The sequence below is a fragment of the Streptomyces sp. KL2 genome (assembly GCF_046529545.1).
In the GTDB taxonomy this organism is placed as follows: domain Bacteria; phylum Actinomycetota; class Actinomycetes; order Streptomycetales; family Streptomycetaceae; genus Streptomyces; species Streptomyces radiopugnans.
Map to the genome: position 1 here is coordinate 4,614,861 of NZ_CP127170.1, position 16,411 is coordinate 4,631,271.

Below are 16,411 nucleotides of genomic sequence, written 5' to 3' on the forward strand. Positions count from 1 at the left end.
ACGGCCGGCCCCCGCCGTCCCGCCCACCACCGGCCCGGGGGCACGGCGCGGGACACCCGGTGCGCCCCGCCCGGCCGATACGGCAGCATGAGCGCCATGCCCGCACTGACCCGCGAAGAGGCGCGGAGCCGAGCCCGGCTCATCGACGTCCAGCACTACGCCATCGACCTCGACCTGACCCGGGGCGAGGAGGTCTTCGGCTCCACCACCACCGTCCGCTTCACCACCCGCGAAGCGGGCGACACCTTCGTCGAGGTACGGCCCCGCACCCTCCACCGGGCCGTCCTCGACGGACACGGCCTCGACACCGCCTCCCTCACCGACGGGCGCCTGCCGCTGACCGGACTGAGCGCGGGCGAGCACGAACTGCGCATCGAGGCCGACATGGCCTACTCGCGCACCGGCGAAGGCATGCACCGCTTCACCGACCCCGCCGACGGCCGCACCTACCTCTACACCATGTGCTTCCAGACCGAGGCCCCCCGCGTCTTCGCCGCCTTCGACCAGCCCGACCTCAAGGCCCCCTTCACCGTCACCGCCACCGCACCCCGGGAGTGGACCGTCCTCGGCAACGGCACCGCCCGCCGCGCCGAAGGGGAACCCGGCCGCTGGGAATGCGCCCCCACCCCGCCACTGAGCACCTACCTCGTGGCACTGGCCGCCGGCCCCTGGCACTCGGTGCGCACCGAGCACGCCGGCATCCCCTTCGGCCTCCACGTACGCCAGTCCCTGGGCAGCCACCTCGACGACGACGCGCAGGAACTGCTCGACATCACCCGCGCCTGCTTCGACCGCTACCACGAGATCTTCGACGAGCCCTACCCCTTCGACTCCTACGACCAGGCGTTCGTCCCCGAGTTCAACGCCGGCGCCATGGAGAACCCCGGGCTGGTCACCTTCCGCGACGAGTACGTCCACCGCTCCGCCGTCACCGACACCCAGCTCCAGAGCCGGGCCGTGACCATCGCCCACGAGATGGCCCACATGTGGTTCGGCGACCTGGTCACCCTGCGCTGGTGGGACGACATCTGGCTCAACGAGTCCTTCGCCGAGTACATGGGCTACCAGGTCGTCGCCGAGGCCACCCGCTTCACCGGCACCTGGACCGAGTTCGCCGTCGACCGCAAGTCCTGGGGCTACGACGCCGACCAGCGCCCCTCCACCCACCCCGTCGCCCCCGAGCCCGAGGCGGTGCCCGACACCGCCACCGCCCTGCTCAACTTCGACGGCATCTCCTACGCCAAGGGAGCCTCCGCACTGCGCCAACTGGTCACCTGGCTCGGCGAGAAGCCCTTCCTCGCCGGAATCAACGACCACTTCGCCCGCCACCGGTTCGGCAACGCCACCCTCGCCGACCTCCTCGACTCCCTCACCCGCGCCTCCGGCCGCGACGTCCGCACCTGGGCCGAACGCTGGCTGCGCACCAGCGGCGCCGACACCCTCACCCCCCGCATCACCACCGGCACCACCCCCGGACGGGACGGCCGGCGCTGGCACCTGGAGATCGCCCACACCGGCAACCGCCCCCACCGCGTCACCGTCGGCCTGTACGACCTGGACGGCGGAACCGGAAAGGAGCGCCTGGCACCGCGCGAACCCCTCACAGCCGACATCCCCGCCGACGGCGGCCACACCCTCACCGCCGACGGCCCCCGCCCCGACCTCGTCCTCCTCAACGACCGCGACCTCACCTACGCCAAGATCCGCCTGGACACCGGCTCCTGGCGCACCGTGCGACGCGCCCTGGCCCAGCTGCCCGACCCGCTCACCCGCGCCACCGTCTGGAACGCGGCCCGCGACATGGTCCGCGACGGCCGACTGCCCCCCGCCGACTACCTGGACACCGCCCGCGCCCACCTGCCCCACGAGAGGGACGACGCCGTCGTCGCCGGCGTACTGGACTTCGCCCGCCACGAGATCGCCGACCGCTACCTGCCGCCCGGGCAGCGCACCGCCGCCCTGGAGACCCTCACCGACCTCGCCCTCACCCTGCTGGAGCGCGAACCGGCCGGCGGCGGACGCGACGGGGGAATCCGCCTGACCGCCGTACGCGCCGCCATCGACAGCGCCACCACCCCCGGCGGCCTCCACCACTGGTGGACCACCGGCACCCTCCCCGGCGGGCGCCCCCTCGACCACGAACTGCGCTGGCGGCTCCTGCACCGCCTCGCCGTCCTCGGCGCGGTGAACACCTCCGACATCGGTGCCGCACTCGACGCCGACCCCAGCGCCACCGGCACCGAGGGCGCCGCACGCTGCCGCGCGGCCCTGCCCGACGCCACCGCCAAGGAAGCCGCCTGGCAGGCCCTGTTCGACGAGTCCGACACCCTCTCCAACTACCTGCTCAAAGCCACCTTCCAGGGCTTCTGGCACACAGAGCAGCACGACCTGCTGCGCGACTACGTGCCCCGCTACTTCGCACAGGCCCCCGCCCTCGCCGCCCGCCGCGGCCCCGCCATCGCCCAGGCACTGGGACGGCACGGCTTCCCCCGCCCCTTCACCGACGCGGACACCCTGGCCCTGGGACAGCGGTGCCTGGCCGACGACTTGCTCACCCCCGCCCTGCGCCGCCCCCTCGCCGACGAACTCGACGACCTCGCCCGCGCCCTGCGCGTCCGCGCGGCGCACTGACGCCCCGCGGTGCCGGGCCCCGACCACGGACGGACCCGGCACCCCGGTTCACCGGTCGGCGCACGGATCGCTTCCCGGGAACTCCTCGCCCCGGCCGGCAGGTGCGTCTTGTCGTCCGGATCGGTGGCGGTGGCCGGTTCTCAGAAGACCGGAACGGTACGGCCCGGAAAGCCTCTGCCGTCGAGCGGCATGCTGTTCTCCTCGCGATCGTGCGCCTGGCGCCTTCGGGCGGCGCGTACGGCCGCCTCCATGGCGACGTTGCGTGGACTCCGCCGCGGCCGGCGTCCCTGCCGACAGCGGGCGCGCAGGCGGCTCCTCGGGCCGACGCCGGCGCAGTCCGGAAGGGACAGTGGAGGCGGGAACGGGGGAATGAGGCGTTCCGCGATTTCCGGGCGGTCGTCCGACGACTCCCGCGCAGCGGGGAAAAGCCCGCACCCGCCGTCATATGCCGCCGGGGAAAACGGGAATGCTCATCCGAGCGGCCTTGCGCCCATTTCACAAGTTGTTAACGGCCCTATATGGAACGGCCGTTGAACAGTTCCCTCTCCACAGTTCCCTACCGGCGGGTAAGTCGTAGGGTCGCTGCCATGCGCCGCGCGAAAATCGTCTGCACCCTGGGCCCCGCCACCGATTCGTACGAGCAGATCAAAGCGCTCGTCGAAGCCGGAATGGACGTCGCCCGCCTCAACCTCAGCCACGGCGCCCACGCCGAGCACGAGGAGCGCTACCACCGCGTGCGCCGGGCGTCCGAGGCGACCGGCCGCAGCGTCGGCATCCTCGCCGACCTTCAAGGCCCGAAGATCCGGCTCGGACGATTCCGCGAAGGCCCCGTACTCCTCGAACGCGGCGAGGAGTTCACCATCACCACCGAGGACGTCGAGGGCGACCGCGAACAGTGCGGCACCACCTACGAAGGACTCGCCGACGACGTCACACCCGGCGAACTCGTCCTCGTCGACGACGGCCGCGTCACCCTGAGGGTCACCGCCGTCGACGGCCCCCGCATCCGCACCGAGGTCACCGAGGGCGGCATGGTCTCCGACCACAAGGGCCTCAACCTCCCCGGCGTCGCCGTCTCCGTGCCCGCCCTCTCCGACAAGGACGTCGACGACCTGCGCTGGGCACTGCGCACCGGCGTGGACGTCATAGCCCTCTCCTTCGTCCGCAGCGCACGCGACATAGCCGACGTCCACCGCGTCATGAAGGAGGAGGACCGCCACCTCCCCGTCATCGCCAAGATCGAGAAACCCCAGGCGGTGGAGAACCTCGCCGAGATCGTCGCCGCCTTCGACGGCCTCATGGTCGCCCGCGGCGACCTCGGCGTCGAGATGCCCCTGGAAGCCGTCCCCCTGGTGCAGAAACGCGCCGTCGCCCTCGCCCGGCGCAACGCCAAGCCGGTCATCGTCGCCACCCAGATGCTCGACTCGATGATCGACTCCTCCCGGCCCACCCGCGCCGAGGCGTCCGACGTGGCCAACGCCGTCATGGACGGCACCGACGCCGTGATGCTCTCCGGCGAGACCAGCGTCGGCAAGTACCCGGTCGAGACGGTCAGGACCATGGGCCGCATCGTCGCCGCGGCCGAGGAGGACATGCTCTCCCAGGGCCTCCGCCCGCTCGCCGAGAGCGCCAAGCCCCGCACCCAGGGCGGCGCCGTGGCCCGTGCCGCGGCCGAGATGGGCGACTTCCTCGGAGCCAAGTTCCTCGTCGCCTTCACCCAGTCCGGCGACACCGTCCGCCGCCTGTCCCGCTACCGCTCACCGGTCCCCGTCCTCGCCTTCACCCCCGACCCGGCCACCCGCGCCCAGCTCAACCTCACCTGGGGCGTGGAGACCTTCCTCGGGCCCACCGCGCGCAGCACCGACGAGATGGTGGAGCAGGTCGACCGGAGGCTGCTGGAGGTGGGGCGCTGCGAGAGGGGCGACAAGGTGATCATCACCGCCGGCTCGCCGCCCGGCGTCCCCGGTACCACCAACATGGTCCGCGTCCACCGCATCGGCGAGGAGCACCCCGCCCGCTGACCCGGCCCCGTACGGCCCGACCGGCCGCCCCGTGAACCGGGAAGCCCCGGCCGCCGCCCCGCGCCAGCGGCGGCCGGGACTTCCCCCGTCCCCGCGCACCCGCCCGCTTCAGTGCTTGGGGCCGATGTGCGCGTCCATCAGCGCCACGGACGCCCGGCGGGCGACGGAGACGTTGTACGTCCCGGAGGGGCGGCGTACGGCCCGCCATTCGACCCCCAGCCGGTCCAGGGTCTCTCCGTAGATGCGCACGATGTCCTCGGAGGTGTTGGTGAAGAAGTACCGCGGGTACTCGTAGCGCTTGCGCACCCCGCCGACGGGACGTGTCGTCCAGTTGGTGATCCGGCAGCCGTCGGAGTGGACGAGCCCCCGGATCAGCTCCCAGGGGTGCTCATCGGTGATCTCCTGCTGCCAGGGCTCCAGGGCGATGCGCCGCTCATGCTTCCTGCCCGGCCCGTGCTGGGGGAACAGACAGGTCCAGTGACGGCCGTAGGAGGTGACCATGACGCACCCCTGCGCCTGTACGAGGTAGGCGTTCCGGTCCGGCAGGACGGCGGTGATCGCCTCGCGGCACGCGGTGATCAGCCCGGGCCAGGCGTCCGCGCAGGCGATACGCAGATAGTGGCCGTCACGCCGGGGGTGCGCACTGAGGCAGCCGTCGCCCAGATAGAGGCCGAGCAGGTATGCGTAGGCGGGCCGGTCGGCGGGGAGGGACGGCTCGGGTCCGCACCGGAAGCACTCCTCCTCCCGTGAGGCGTTCGGGAGCGGCTGGACGCGGATCTGCCAGGCGCGGATCGCGGAGCGGGATATCCCGGTCTGCCTGCTGACGGAGTTGAGGCTGCGACCCTGGTCGACGAGGGCGAGAACACGCTTCCGCGTGGCGAGGTCGTACATGCTCGCGAGCGTGCACGAGAGGCTGTTCCCCGGGGGAGGATCCGAGGGGCGTTCCCTCTGATCAGTGAAGTTTTCCCGCTTTGCTTGCAACCTTGGAAATAAAGGTAGAGTGCCCCGGGTCGGATTCGAACCGACACTGTATGGGTTTTGAATCCATTGCCTGCTGCCAATTGGGCTACCGGGGCCATGTGAATCGAAGGCTGGGGCCTCCCGACGTAGGTACACCTTACAGGAACTAGGTAGGCTCTTGTGGTCCACCTGGCCGGAAAACGAGGAGCCCAGTGAGCACCGCGGACATCCCCGAGCCCATCAGCACCGACGCCGGCGCCGACAGCGGAGCCGGCGCGGCCGGCGAGCGGGCGCACGTGCCTCCGGAGACGACGCGGGTCGTCATCGCCGAGGACGAGGCGCTGATCCGCCTGGACCTCAAGGAGATGCTGGAGGAGGAGGGCTACGACGTCGTCGGCGAGGCCGGGGACGGGCAGCGGGCCGTGGAGCTGGCGCGGGAGCACCGGCCGGATCTGGTGATCATGGACGTGAAGATGCCCGTGCTCGACGGGATCTCGGCGGCCGAGAAGATCGCCGAGGAGTCGATCGCCCCGGTGCTGATGCTGACCGCCTTCTCGCAGCGCGAGCTGGTGGAGCGGGCGCGGGACGCGGGCGCGATGGCGTACCTGGTGAAGCCGTTCAGCAAGAGCGACGTGGTGCCCGCCATCGAGATGGCGGTGTCGCGGTTCAACGAGATGAAGGTGCTGAGCCGGGAGGTCGCCGACCTCGCGCAGCGGCTGGAGACGCGGAAGCTGGTGGACCGGGCCAAGGGGGTGCTGCAGACGCAGTACGGGCTGACCGAGCCGGCCGCGTTCCGGTGGATCCAGAAGACCTCGATGGACCGCCGGCTGTCGATGAGGCAGGTGGCCGAGGCCGTGATCCAGGACGCGGAGGAGAAGAAGCAGCAGCGGTGACGCCGCCCGGGGGTGCGCGGGGCCGCTCGGGGGTGCGGCCCGGATGCGGCGGGGGTCGTTGCCGGTGCCGGGCCGCAAAGCGCGGGCCGCGGCCGCCTTCGGCGGCGCCGGCCCCGCGTGAGCTGGGGGGTGTCGGAGGGGGAGGGGGGTTCCGGATCTTCGTGTGGGCCGTGTGCGGTCGCAAGTGGGCTGCGGGGGACGGGTTTTGTGACCGGCGGTTCGGAATTCGCCGGGTCCGACCCCTGATGATCTTTCCCTTTCTGTCCGTTCTTCGGTAAGGAGTGTTCTGTTTCCGGCGCATGGCGCAGGTCACAGGGAGATCACATCTGTCGCTCTCACCTATCTGGTCTGCTTCTGGGGCAATAGATTCCGGGCCACGCCGCACGTACGTACGTGCGGACCGCGACGCCGGAACGTACGGCGGTCGTCGTGATCTGAGCAGGCTCCAGGGGGTTCCACGTGCTCAACAAGACCATCGTCAAGCTGGCCATTCCCATGGCCGTCGGCGCGCTCGCGCTGACCGGTTGCGGCGGAGGGGACAGCGGAAGCGGCGACGCGTACAAGATCGCCTTCCAGGGCCCGCTCTCCGGCGACAACGTGCAGCTCGGCCAGAACATGGAGAACGGCATCAAGCTGGCGATCGACCAGGCGAACGCCGAGGGCGACCTCGGGTTCAAGGTCGAGTACGTTCCGGTCGACGACCAGGGTCTGCCGGACAAGGCGACGGCGGCCGCGCAGAAGGCGATCGACGACGAGGACGTCGTCGCGGTGATCGGCCCGGCGTTCTCGGGTCCGGCGGACACGGCCGCCGAGGTGTACGGGGCCGCGGGCCTGGTGGCGCTGTCGTCGTCGGCGACGCGCCCCGACCTGACGACCAAGGGCTACGAGACGTTCCTGCGCGCGGTGCCGAACGACAGCGCCCAGGGCGCGGGGATGGCGAAGTACCTGTCGGGCAAGGTCAAGGCAGAGAAGGTCGTGGTGGTCGACGACAAGACCGACTACGGCATCGGCCTGGCGGACGTCGCCGAGAAGGACCTGAAGGCCGCCGGTGTGGACGTGGTGCGCCAGAGCGTGCCGCAGAAGACGCCGGACTACAGCGCCGCGGCGAAGAACGTCACCAAGAACAAGCCGGACGCGCTGATCTACGCGGGCTACTACCAGGACGCCGGCCCGTTCGCCAAGAAGCTCAAGGAGGCGGGCTTCGACGGTGTGGCGATGTCGGGTGACGGCACCAACGACGCGCAGTTCATAGAGCTGGCGGGCGACGCCTCGGACGGCTGGCTGCTGACCTGCCCGTGCACGGACGCCACCAAGGAGGACGCGACGAAGAAGTTCGCCGCGGACTACGAGAAGGAGTTCAAGCAGGCTCCGGGCACGTACTCGGCCGAGTCGTACGACGCCGCCTCGATGATCATCGAGGAGATCAAGAAGCTCCACGAGGACGGCGGCGTCGAGCGCCAGGCGCTGGTGGACGCTCTGCGCGGGGCGAAGTACAAGGGTCTGACGAAGGAGTTCTCCTTCGACGACAAGGGTGAGTTCACCAACCAGACCATCTACCTGTACCAGGTCAAGGGCGAGGGCATCGAGTACCAGGGCAGCGTCGACGAGCTGGCCGGCTGAGCAGGCCGACGCTTCCGGCCGGCCGGCGCGGCGGGTTCGCTCCCGCGCCGGCCGGCGTGACACCCGGCGGACACCGCCTTCGTGCTGGGCGTCCGCCTCCGTGATCCTCGCGCCGCCCGCTCCCCGAGTGCTGAACGCACGGCCGGGCGGCACATTCCCACAAGGAAGACAGTTCGATGTCCCTCAGTGAGTTCTGGGACTTCCTCGTCCTAGGGGTGGTGCTCGGCAGTCTCTACGCCGTCATCGCCATCGGCTACACGCTGGTGTACGGCGTGCTCCAGCTTCTGAACTTCGCGCACAGCGAGGTCTTCATGTTCGGCGGTTACGGGGGCCTGCTGGCCCTGACCGCCCTGATCCCCGAGTCGACGCCCTCCGGCATGGGCTCGGTCGCCTACGTCCTGATCGGCATGCTGGCCGGTGCCGCGCTGGGCGGCGCGGTGGCCTTCGGTCTGGAACGGGTGGCGTACCGGCCGTTGCGCAGACACCACGCGCCGCGCCTGGTTTTCCTGATCACCGCGATCGGCGCCTCGTTCTTCCTGTACAACCTGGCGGGCAAGCTGTTCGGCCGCAATCCGCTGCCGATGCCGTCGATGTACGAGAACAAGAAGGTGCTGAGCGTCTTCGGCGCCGAGCTGACGATCACGCAGGTGCTGATCCTGGTGTCGGCGGTGGCGATGATGGTCGGCCTGGACTACGTGGTGAACCGCACGAAGATGGGTTCGGGCATCCGCGCGGTGGCGCAGGACCCGGAGGTCGCGTCGCTGATGGGCGTGGACATCGACAAGGTGGTGTCCCGGACGTTCGTGCTCGGCGGTCTGCTGGGCGGTGCGGCCGGCTTCCTGTTCGGCACCAACAGCCAGGTCTGGTACACGATGGGCTTCCTGCCCGGTATCACGGCCTTCGCCGCGGCGGTGCTGGGCGGTATCGGCAATGTGCGCGGCGCGATGCTGGGCGGTCTGGTGCTGGGCGTGGTGGAGACCATGACGGTGGGCCTGTGGGGTGACGACTGGCGTTACGTCGGTGCCTTCGTGGTGCTGGTGCTGGTGCTGATGGTCCGTCCGACCGGCATTCTCGGCGAGCGTGTGGGGAGGACGGCGTGAGCATCAAGACCTCGACTGCGCAAGGGTCCGGGCAGGACTCGCCGAAGAGCGCCGCGGTGCCGCTGTCGGCGGCGGCCCGGCTGCGGAGGGTGCGCTGGTACCAGGAGCCGCGCTGGCGGCGGCTGGGGGCCCTGCTGGCGCTGGCGGTGACGCTCAGGCTGATGACGGGCGAGGAGGGCACCACCCGGGATCTGTTCCTGGCGCTGCGTGAGGACTTCACCGGCCCCGGTCTGTGGGTCTGGCTGGCGATCGCGGTGGCGGTCTGGGCGGTGCGGGAGTTCCTGGCCGACCAGACCTCCCGTGCGGTCAAGGGCACGAAGAAGGTCTCCTCCGGCCCGCTGGAGCGGGTCCGTCAGGTGTGGTCGGCCGACAAGCGGGTGCGCATGGGCGTGCTGACGGCCGTGCTGGCGCTGGTGGTGTTCGGGCCGCTGGGGGTCGAGCGGTACTGGCAGCAGGTGCTGGTGGACCAGATCGCGATCTTCGTGCTGCTGGCGATCGGCCTGAACGTGGTGATCGGCTGGGCGGGTCTGCTGGACCTGGGCTTCATCGCGTTCTTCGCGATCGGCGCGTACAGCGCGGCGTACTGGACGGGCGCGCTGCCGGTCCAGCCGCCGGTGGCGCTGAACAACTTCCTGGTGCTGCCGATCGCGGTGCTGACGTGCCTGGTGGCGGGGGTGATCCTGGGCGCTCCGACGCTGCGGCTGCGGGGTGACTACCTGGCGATCGTGACGCTGGGCTTCCACGAGATCGTCTACCTGGTGGCGAAGAACGCCGACGGGGTGACGGAGGGCGCGCGCGGTGTGAAGGTCGAGCGGTTCAGCGTCGACCTGGGCTTCTTCTCCTACGAGTGGAAGCTGGACCCGATGCCGTACTACTGGCTGCTGGTCGCCTTCGTGGTGCTGGCCATCTTCCTGTTCCTGCGGCTGGAGCACTCCAAGGTGGGCCGGGCGTGGACCGCGATCCGGGAGGACGAGGTGGCCGCGGCGGCCACGGGTGTGCCCACGGTGCGGTACAAGCTGATGGCGTTCGCGATCGGTGCGTCGACCTCGGGTGTGGCCGGGGTGGCGTACGCGAGCAAGGTCGGGTACTTCAATCCGGAGAACTTCGCGATCCTGCTGTCGATCCTGGTGCTGGCCTATGTCATCTTCGGCGGCATGGGGTCGATCCCCGGGGTGCTGTTCGGCGCCGCGTTCCTGGTGTGGCTGCCCGAGTACCTGCGCGAGTGGGTGGATCCCAAGGACCGCTACATGTACCTGGGTGCTCTCCTCGTCATCATGATGATCTACCGGCCGCAGGGTGTGCTGCCCTCCCGCCGCCGCAAGCGTGAGCTGCAGATGGCGGAGGCGGGGATCGGCGGAGCCGACGCGACCGGCCCGGCGGAAGGCAGGCAGCCGTGACCACCGAGACGGTGAAGAAGGAGCAGGGGCCGGCGGGTGGTTCGGCCGGCGCCGGTGAGCTGGTGCTGGAGACGTCGGGCGTGACGCTGCGGTTCGGCGGCCTGACCAGTCTGGACAACGTCGAGCTGCGGATGCGGCGCGGTGAGGTGCTGGCGGTCATCGGGCCCAACGGTGCGGGCAAGACGTCGCTGTTCAACTCGCTGACGGGCGCGTACGTGCCGCAGGAGGGGCGGATCGTCTTCCGTCCGCGCGCGGGCGGTGAGCACTCGCTGCTGGGCGCCAAGCCGCATGTGGTCAGCCAGTGGGGTCTGGCGCGCACGTTCCAGAACATCCGGCTGTTCGGGGCGCTGACCGCGCTGGAGAACGTCAAGATCGCGGCGGAGACCCGGCTGAAGGCCGGCCCGGTGTCGATCATGCTGGGGCTGCCTAACGCGCGGAAGGCCGAGCGGGCCAGTGACCGCCGGGCGCACGAGGTGCTGTCCTACGTCGGCCTGCTGGGGAAGATGAACGAGCTGGCGGGGTCGCTGAGCTACGGCGACCAGCGGCGGCTGGAGATCGCGCGGGCGCTGGCGACGGATCCGGAGGTGCTGCTGCTGGACGAGCCGGCGGCGGGCACCAACCCGACGGAGAAGCTGGAGCTGGAGGAGCTGATCCGGCGGATCAACACCGAGCTGGGTGTGAGCGTGCTGCTGATCGAGCACGACATGCGGCTGGTGATGTCGGTGGCCGACCGGGTGATGGTGCTCAACTTCGGCAAGAAGATCGCCGAGGGTTCCCCGTCGCAGGTGCAGCAGGACCCGGCGGTGATCGAGGCGTACCTGGGCTCGGTGGCCGAGGAGGACGAGGCCGCGGTGGCGGAGGTCGTCGCCGAGGGCGCGGGCGCGGGTGCGCAGGAAGACGCCGGAGCCGGGGCCGACGCCGGTGCCGGGGCGCCGCAGCGGGACACCAAGGAGCACGAGTGAGCGTCACCACGGATCTGAAGAAGGAGCCGCAGGGCGGCGAGCCGGCCGCCCCGGTGGTGCTGGAGCTGCGGGATCTGCGGGTGTTCTACGGCGCCATCGAGGCGCTCAAGGGCGTCAACCTGACGGTCCGCCGCGGTGAGGTGGTCGCGCTGCTCGGCGCCAACGGCGCGGGCAAGACGACCACGCTGCGGACGGCGTCGGGGATGATCGCGCCGCGCGAGGGGCAGGTGCTGCTGCACGGGGAGCGGATCGACGGCATCAAGTCGCACGATCTGGTCCGGTTCGGCATCGGCCATGTCCCCGAGGGGCGCGGGGTGTTCCCGCGGATGACGGTCCGGGAGAACCTCCAGATGGGGGCGTACCGGTTCAAGTCGGTGGACAAGGCCGACATGGACCGGGTGTTCACGCTGTTCCCGCGGCTGGGTGAGCGCAAGAGCCAGCTGGGCGGGACGCTGTCGGGCGGTGAGCAGCAGATGCTGGCGATCGGCCGCGCGCTGATGGGCAAGCCGGAGGTGCTGCTGCTGGACGAGCCGTCGATGGGTCTGGCGCCGCTGATCGTTCAGCAGATCTTCGAGATCATCAAGGAGATCAACGAGCAGGGCACCACGGTGCTGCTGGTGGAGCAGAACGCCGCCCAGGCGCTCCGGATGGCCGATCGCGGGTATGTGCTGGAGACCGGCTCGGTGGCGATGGAGGGCGAGGCGTCCGAGCTGCTGTCCGACCCGCGGGTGCGGGCGGCCTATCTGGGCGAGGGCGCCTGACGGCTCCCCCTCGTCGGGTACGGCGGTGCCGCGGCGGCCTCCGGGCCGCCGCGGCACCGCCGTCCGCGTGTCCGGCCGGTGGTGCCGGCCGGACACGCGGACGGTCCGGCGGGTGCGCGGGTCAGGGCAGGTCGGTGTAGGGGGCGAGGAAGGCGCGGGCGCCGGGCGCGTCGAGGCGGTAGGCGACGTTCGTGGCGTAGCAGGGGGCGTCGCCGGTGATGGTGGTGCCGACCAGGACGCGCTCGCCGTCGATCTCGGCGAAGTTGGGGCCGCCGGAGTCGCCGTAGCAGGCGCCGCCGTTGCCCTGCGGGGCGGTCATGGCCACGCGCACCCACGCCTTGTTGAGGGCGTTGAAGGAGGTGGGGGCCTTCATCCGCACGCCGCCGCCGGGGTGGGTGTGGCCGCCGGGGCCGCGCTGGGCCTCCTGGGTGCCGTAGCCGGCGACGGTGAAGCCGGCGCCGTCCAGCGCCTTGGGGCCCAGGGCGTCGAGCTGCCCGGCGGTGGGCAGGGTGGCCGGGGTGAAGTCCCAGCGGCCGGCCATCAGGTCGGCGGGGACCTCCACGACGGAGATGTCGCGGGTGTCGGTGGCGGGGCCGGGGTATTCCGGGTGGTTGTGCGCGGTGCCCTCGACGGCGACGGCCGCGGCGACGGCGGCCGGGTCGCCGGGGTGCTCCCGCGCGGCCGCGTCGAGGGCGGCCTGCACGTCCTGCTCCAGGGAGACGTGGAAGCGGGCGCCGGCCGGCCAGTCGGTGGTGCAGTGGGCGGCGGTGAGGAAGGTGTCGCGGTCGATCATGGTGCCCGAGCAGAACCAGTCGACGCGGTCGGGGGTGGTGGCGTCCCCGTCGTGGTCGTAGGTGACGACCAGGGCCCCGACCTCGGTCCGTTCGGGGGCGGGGGAGGAGTTGTAGGTGCTGATGGCCGCCGCGGGGAGGGCTGCGGCCACCGTGAGCGCGGCGGCGGCCGTGGTGACGGCCGCGGCGCGCTTGCGGGGGGATGTCAGGCGTGTGGCCCGCACGATCGGTTTCCTTTCGGTCCCGGCCGCCCCGGTGGCGGCCCGGACCGGTATCGAAGCGCATCGGACCGGGTGCGGAGAACCCTTTGACCTGTGCTTTTTCGGTGAGGGTCGGTCAGTTGCGGTAGGCGTCCCCAGGCGCGTCGCGCAGCATGCAGGTGAGCCGGGCGCTGCACACGCGGCGGTCCTGCTCGTCGGTGACGGCGATCTCGTAGGTGGTGGTGGACCGGCCGCGGTGCACGGGGGTGGCGGTGCCGGTGACGGTGCCGGAGGTCAGTCCGCGGTGGTGGGTGCAGTTGAGGTCCACGCCGACGGCGAGCTTGGTGGGGCCGCCGTGGAGCATGGCGCCGACGGAGCCGAGGGTCTCGGCCAGCACGGCGGAGGCGCCGCCGTGCAGCAGCCCGTAGGGCTGGGTGTTGCCCTCGACGGGGAGGGTGCCGACGACCTTCTCGGGCGCGGCGTGGGTGATGACCAGGCCCATGCGCTCGCCGAGGCGTCCGGCGGAGAACAGGGCGGGCAGGTCGATGCCGAGCCCGGCCCACTGGTCGAGGATCTCCTGGGGGAAGACGGTGCTGGTCGGCTCGCCCATGGACGCGTGGCTCCGATCGTCGTGCCGGGGCCGGTGGGACGCGGCCCTGCGGCGGGTGATGGATGTGCTCTACACCGTCTTACTTATCAGAGGAGTCGGCGGGCCCCCGGGCGGGGGTGAGGCGGATCACCACGGACTTGCTGGCGGGGGTGTTGCTGGTCTCGGCGGTGGCGTCGAGGGGGACCAGGACGTTGGTCTCGGGGAAGTAGGCGGCCGCGCAGCCGCGGGCGGTGGGGTAGTGGACGACGCGGAAGCCGGGCGCGGTGCGCTCGCGGCCGTCCTCCCACTCGCTGGTGAGGTCGGCGTAGGAGCCGTCGGGCAGGCCGAGCGCGGCGGCGTCGCCGGGGTGGACGAGGACCACGCGGCGGCCCCCCTTGATGCCGCGGTAGTGGTCGTCGAGGCCGTAGACGGTGGTGTTGTACTGGTCGTGGGAGCGCAGGGTCTGCAGCAGCAGGCGGCCGGGCGGGAGGTGCGGCCAGGTCAGCGGCGCGGCGGTGAAGTTGGCCTTTCCGGTGGCGGTGGGGAAGCGGCGCTCGTCGCGCGGGGCGTGGGGCAGGGTGAAGCCGCCGGGGCGGGCGACGCGTGCGTTGAAGTCGGCGAAGCCGGGGATGGTGCGGGCGATGCGGTCGCGGATCGCGGCGTAGTCGGCCTCGAACTCCTCCCAGGGCACGGGGTGGCCGGGGCCCAGGACGCGGCGGGCCAGCCGGCAGACGATGGCGGGCTCGGACAGCAGGTGTTCGCTCGCGGGGGCGAGGCGCCCGCGGGAGGCGTGGACGACGCCCATGGAGTCCTCGACGGTGACGAACTGCTCCCCGGAGGCCTGGAGGTCGCGCTCGGTGCGGCCGAGGGCGGGGAGGATCAGGGCGCGGGCGCCGGTGACGCAGTGGGAGCGGTTGAGCTTGGTGGACACGTGCACGGTCAGCCGGGCCCGCCGCACGGCCGCCTCGGTCACCTCGGTGTCGGGCGAGGCGGCGACGAAGTTGCCGCCGAGGGCGAAGAACACCTTCGCCCGCCCGTCGCGCAGGGCGCGGATGGCGTTCACCACGTCCAGGCCGTGCTCGCGCGGCATGGGGAGGCCGAACTCCGCCTCCAGGGCGTCCAGCAGGGCCTTCGAGGGCTTCTCGACGATGCCCATGGTGCGGTCGCCCTGGACGTTGCTGTGGCCGCGCACCGGGCAGACCCCGGCGCCGGGGCGGCCGACGGCGCCGCGCAGCAGCAGGAGGTTGACGATCTCGCGGATGGTGGGCACGGCGTGCCGGTGCTGGGTCAGGCCCATGGCCCAGCACACCACGGTGCGCTCCGAGGCCAGCACCAGTTCGGCGGCGCGGTCGATGTCGGCCGGGGCGAGCCCGGTGGCGCGCAGCACGTCGGCGGGGTCGGTGGCGCGGGCCGCGGCGGCGAACTCCTCGTATCCGTGGGTGTGTTCGCGGACGAAGGCCTCGTCCACCCCGCCGTCGGCCTCCAGCACCCGGCGGCACAGCTCGCGGAAGAGGGCCTGGTCGCCGCCGATGCGGATCTGCAGGAACAGGTCGGTCAGCGGTGTGCCGGAGCCGGCCAGGCCGCGCAGGGTCTGCGGGTTGTCGAACCGTTCCAGGCCGGCCTCGGGCAGCGGGTTGACGGTGATGATCCGTGCGCCGCCCTTCTTGGCCTTCTCCAGCGCGGAGAGCATCCTCGGGTGGTTGGTGCCCGGGTTCTGGCCGGCGACGATGATCAGGTCGGCGCGGTGGAGGTCCTCCAGGAGCACGCTGCCCTTGCCGACGCCGAGGGTCTCGGTCAGCGCGGCGCCGGAGGACTCGTGGCACAGGTTGGAGCAGTCGGGCAGGTTGTTGGTGCCCAGGCAGCGGGCCAGGAGCTGGTAGAGGAAGGCGGCCTCGTTGCTCGTGCGGCCGGAGGTGTAGAAGACGGCCTCGTCGGGGGAGTCCAGGGCGCGCAGTTCGCCGGCGACGATCTCGAAGGCCTCGTCCCAGCCGATCGGCTCGTAGCGGCCGGATCCCTCGGCCAGGTACATCGGGCGGGTGAGGCGGCCCTGCTGCCCCAGCCAGTACCCGGAGCGCGTCGCCAGGTCGGCCACGGGGTGCTCGGCGAAGAAGGCGGGGGTCACCCGCCGCAGCGTGGCCTCCTCGGCGACGGCCTTGGCGCCGTTCTCGCAGAACTCCGCGGTGTGCCGCCGCTCCGGCTCGGGCCAGGCGCAGCCGGGGCAGTCGAAGCCGCCTTCCTGGTTGACCCCCAGCAGGGTCAGCGCGGTGCGCCGCACCCCCATCTGCTCCCCGGCCACGCGCAGGGAGCGGACGACGGCGGGCAGCCCGGCGGCGCTTCGGCGCGGGGGGCCCACGCGGGGGGCGTCCTGGACGGGATCGGTGGCGGGCGGCCTGCGTCTCATGACCGGTGATCCTGCCACGCGCCACCGGCGCGCGACAGTGGCTCCAGGACGGCCCGTGATCCGGTGTCGGTGGTGCGTGGCAGGA

Annotated in this window: 12 protein-coding genes and 1 tRNA gene; 8 read left to right on the plus strand and 5 right to left on the minus strand. The window is 71.6% G+C overall.

Annotated elements, in window-relative coordinates:
* The first annotated feature begins 96 nt into the window (after positions 1-96).
* Positions 97-2,631 (plus strand): aminopeptidase N, encoded by a 2,535-nt coding sequence (pepN, locus tag QPK52_RS20745; RefSeq protein ID WP_410538969.1) that lies wholly within the window; start codon positions 97-99, stop codon positions 2,629-2,631.
* A gap of 587 nt (positions 2,632-3,218) precedes the next feature.
* Positions 3,219-4,652 (plus strand): pyruvate kinase, encoded by a 1,434-nt coding sequence (gene pyk / locus QPK52_RS20750; RefSeq protein ID WP_410538970.1) that lies wholly within the window; start codon positions 3,219-3,221, stop codon positions 4,650-4,652.
* A gap of 108 nt (positions 4,653-4,760) precedes the next feature.
* Here pyk and QPK52_RS20755 read toward each other — a convergent pair whose 3' ends face one another.
* Positions 4,761-5,543, minus strand: coding sequence for a helix-turn-helix domain-containing protein (locus tag QPK52_RS20755; protein ID WP_410538971.1), 783 nt, complete (start codon positions 5,541-5,543; stop codon positions 4,761-4,763).
* 110 nt (positions 5,544-5,653) lie between these two features.
* Positions 5,654-5,728 (minus strand) — tRNA-Leu (locus QPK52_RS20760).
* A gap of 123 nt (positions 5,729-5,851) precedes the next feature.
* Between QPK52_RS20760 and QPK52_RS20765 the strand changes: the two genes are divergently transcribed.
* The 6 genes from QPK52_RS20765 (at position 5,852) to QPK52_RS20790 (ending at position 12,345) form a co-directional block, all read left to right on the plus strand.
* Entirely contained in the window at positions 5,852-6,505 is a 654-nt protein-coding gene (locus QPK52_RS20765) for an ANTAR domain-containing response regulator (RefSeq protein ID WP_410540413.1), read from the plus strand.
* Positions 6,506-6,964: 459 nt separating this feature from the next.
* A complete protein-coding gene (locus tag QPK52_RS20770) occupies positions 6,965-8,125 on the plus strand; it encodes a branched-chain amino acid ABC transporter substrate-binding protein (RefSeq protein ID WP_410538972.1) in 1,161 nt (386 codons plus the stop codon).
* 176 nt (positions 8,126-8,301) lie between these two features.
* A complete protein-coding gene (locus tag QPK52_RS20775; protein ID WP_093655306.1) occupies positions 8,302-9,225 on the plus strand; it encodes a branched-chain amino acid ABC transporter permease in 924 nt (307 codons plus the stop codon).
* A complete protein-coding gene (locus QPK52_RS20780) occupies positions 9,222-10,622 on the plus strand; it encodes a branched-chain amino acid ABC transporter permease (RefSeq protein WP_410538973.1) in 1,401 nt (466 codons plus the stop codon). The genes QPK52_RS20775 and QPK52_RS20780 overlap by 4 nt, the downstream gene beginning before the upstream one ends.
* Positions 10,619-11,584, plus strand: a complete 966-nt coding sequence (locus QPK52_RS20785; RefSeq protein WP_410538974.1) for an ABC transporter ATP-binding protein — start codon at positions 10,619-10,621, stop codon at positions 11,582-11,584. The genes QPK52_RS20780 and QPK52_RS20785 overlap by 4 nt, the downstream gene beginning before the upstream one ends.
* The gene (locus QPK52_RS20790) at positions 11,581-12,345 is read left to right on the plus strand and encodes an ABC transporter ATP-binding protein (protein WP_410538975.1); all 765 of its coding nucleotides are present in this window, start codon (positions 11,581-11,583) and stop codon (positions 12,343-12,345) included. The genes QPK52_RS20785 and QPK52_RS20790 overlap by 4 nt, the downstream gene beginning before the upstream one ends.
* A 121-nt stretch (positions 12,346-12,466) precedes the next feature.
* On the opposite strand, the gene QPK52_RS20795 is transcribed toward QPK52_RS20790, so the two are convergent.
* The 3 genes from QPK52_RS20795 to QPK52_RS20805 form a co-directional block, all read right to left on the minus strand.
* Positions 12,467-13,360, minus strand: coding sequence for a trypsin-like serine protease (locus QPK52_RS20795; protein WP_410538976.1), 894 nt, complete (start codon positions 13,358-13,360; stop codon positions 12,467-12,469).
* A gap of 112 nt (positions 13,361-13,472) precedes the next feature.
* Positions 13,473-13,946: a PaaI family thioesterase gene (locus QPK52_RS20800; RefSeq protein WP_410538977.1), complete on the minus strand. Its 474-nt coding sequence runs from the start codon at positions 13,944-13,946 to the stop codon at positions 13,473-13,475.
* 79 nt (positions 13,947-14,025) lie between these two features.
* Complete coding sequence (locus tag QPK52_RS20805; RefSeq protein WP_410538978.1) at positions 14,026-16,326, minus strand: FdhF/YdeP family oxidoreductase; 2,301 nt, start codon at positions 16,324-16,326, stop codon at positions 14,026-14,028.
* Positions 16,327-16,411 lie beyond the last annotated feature (85 nt).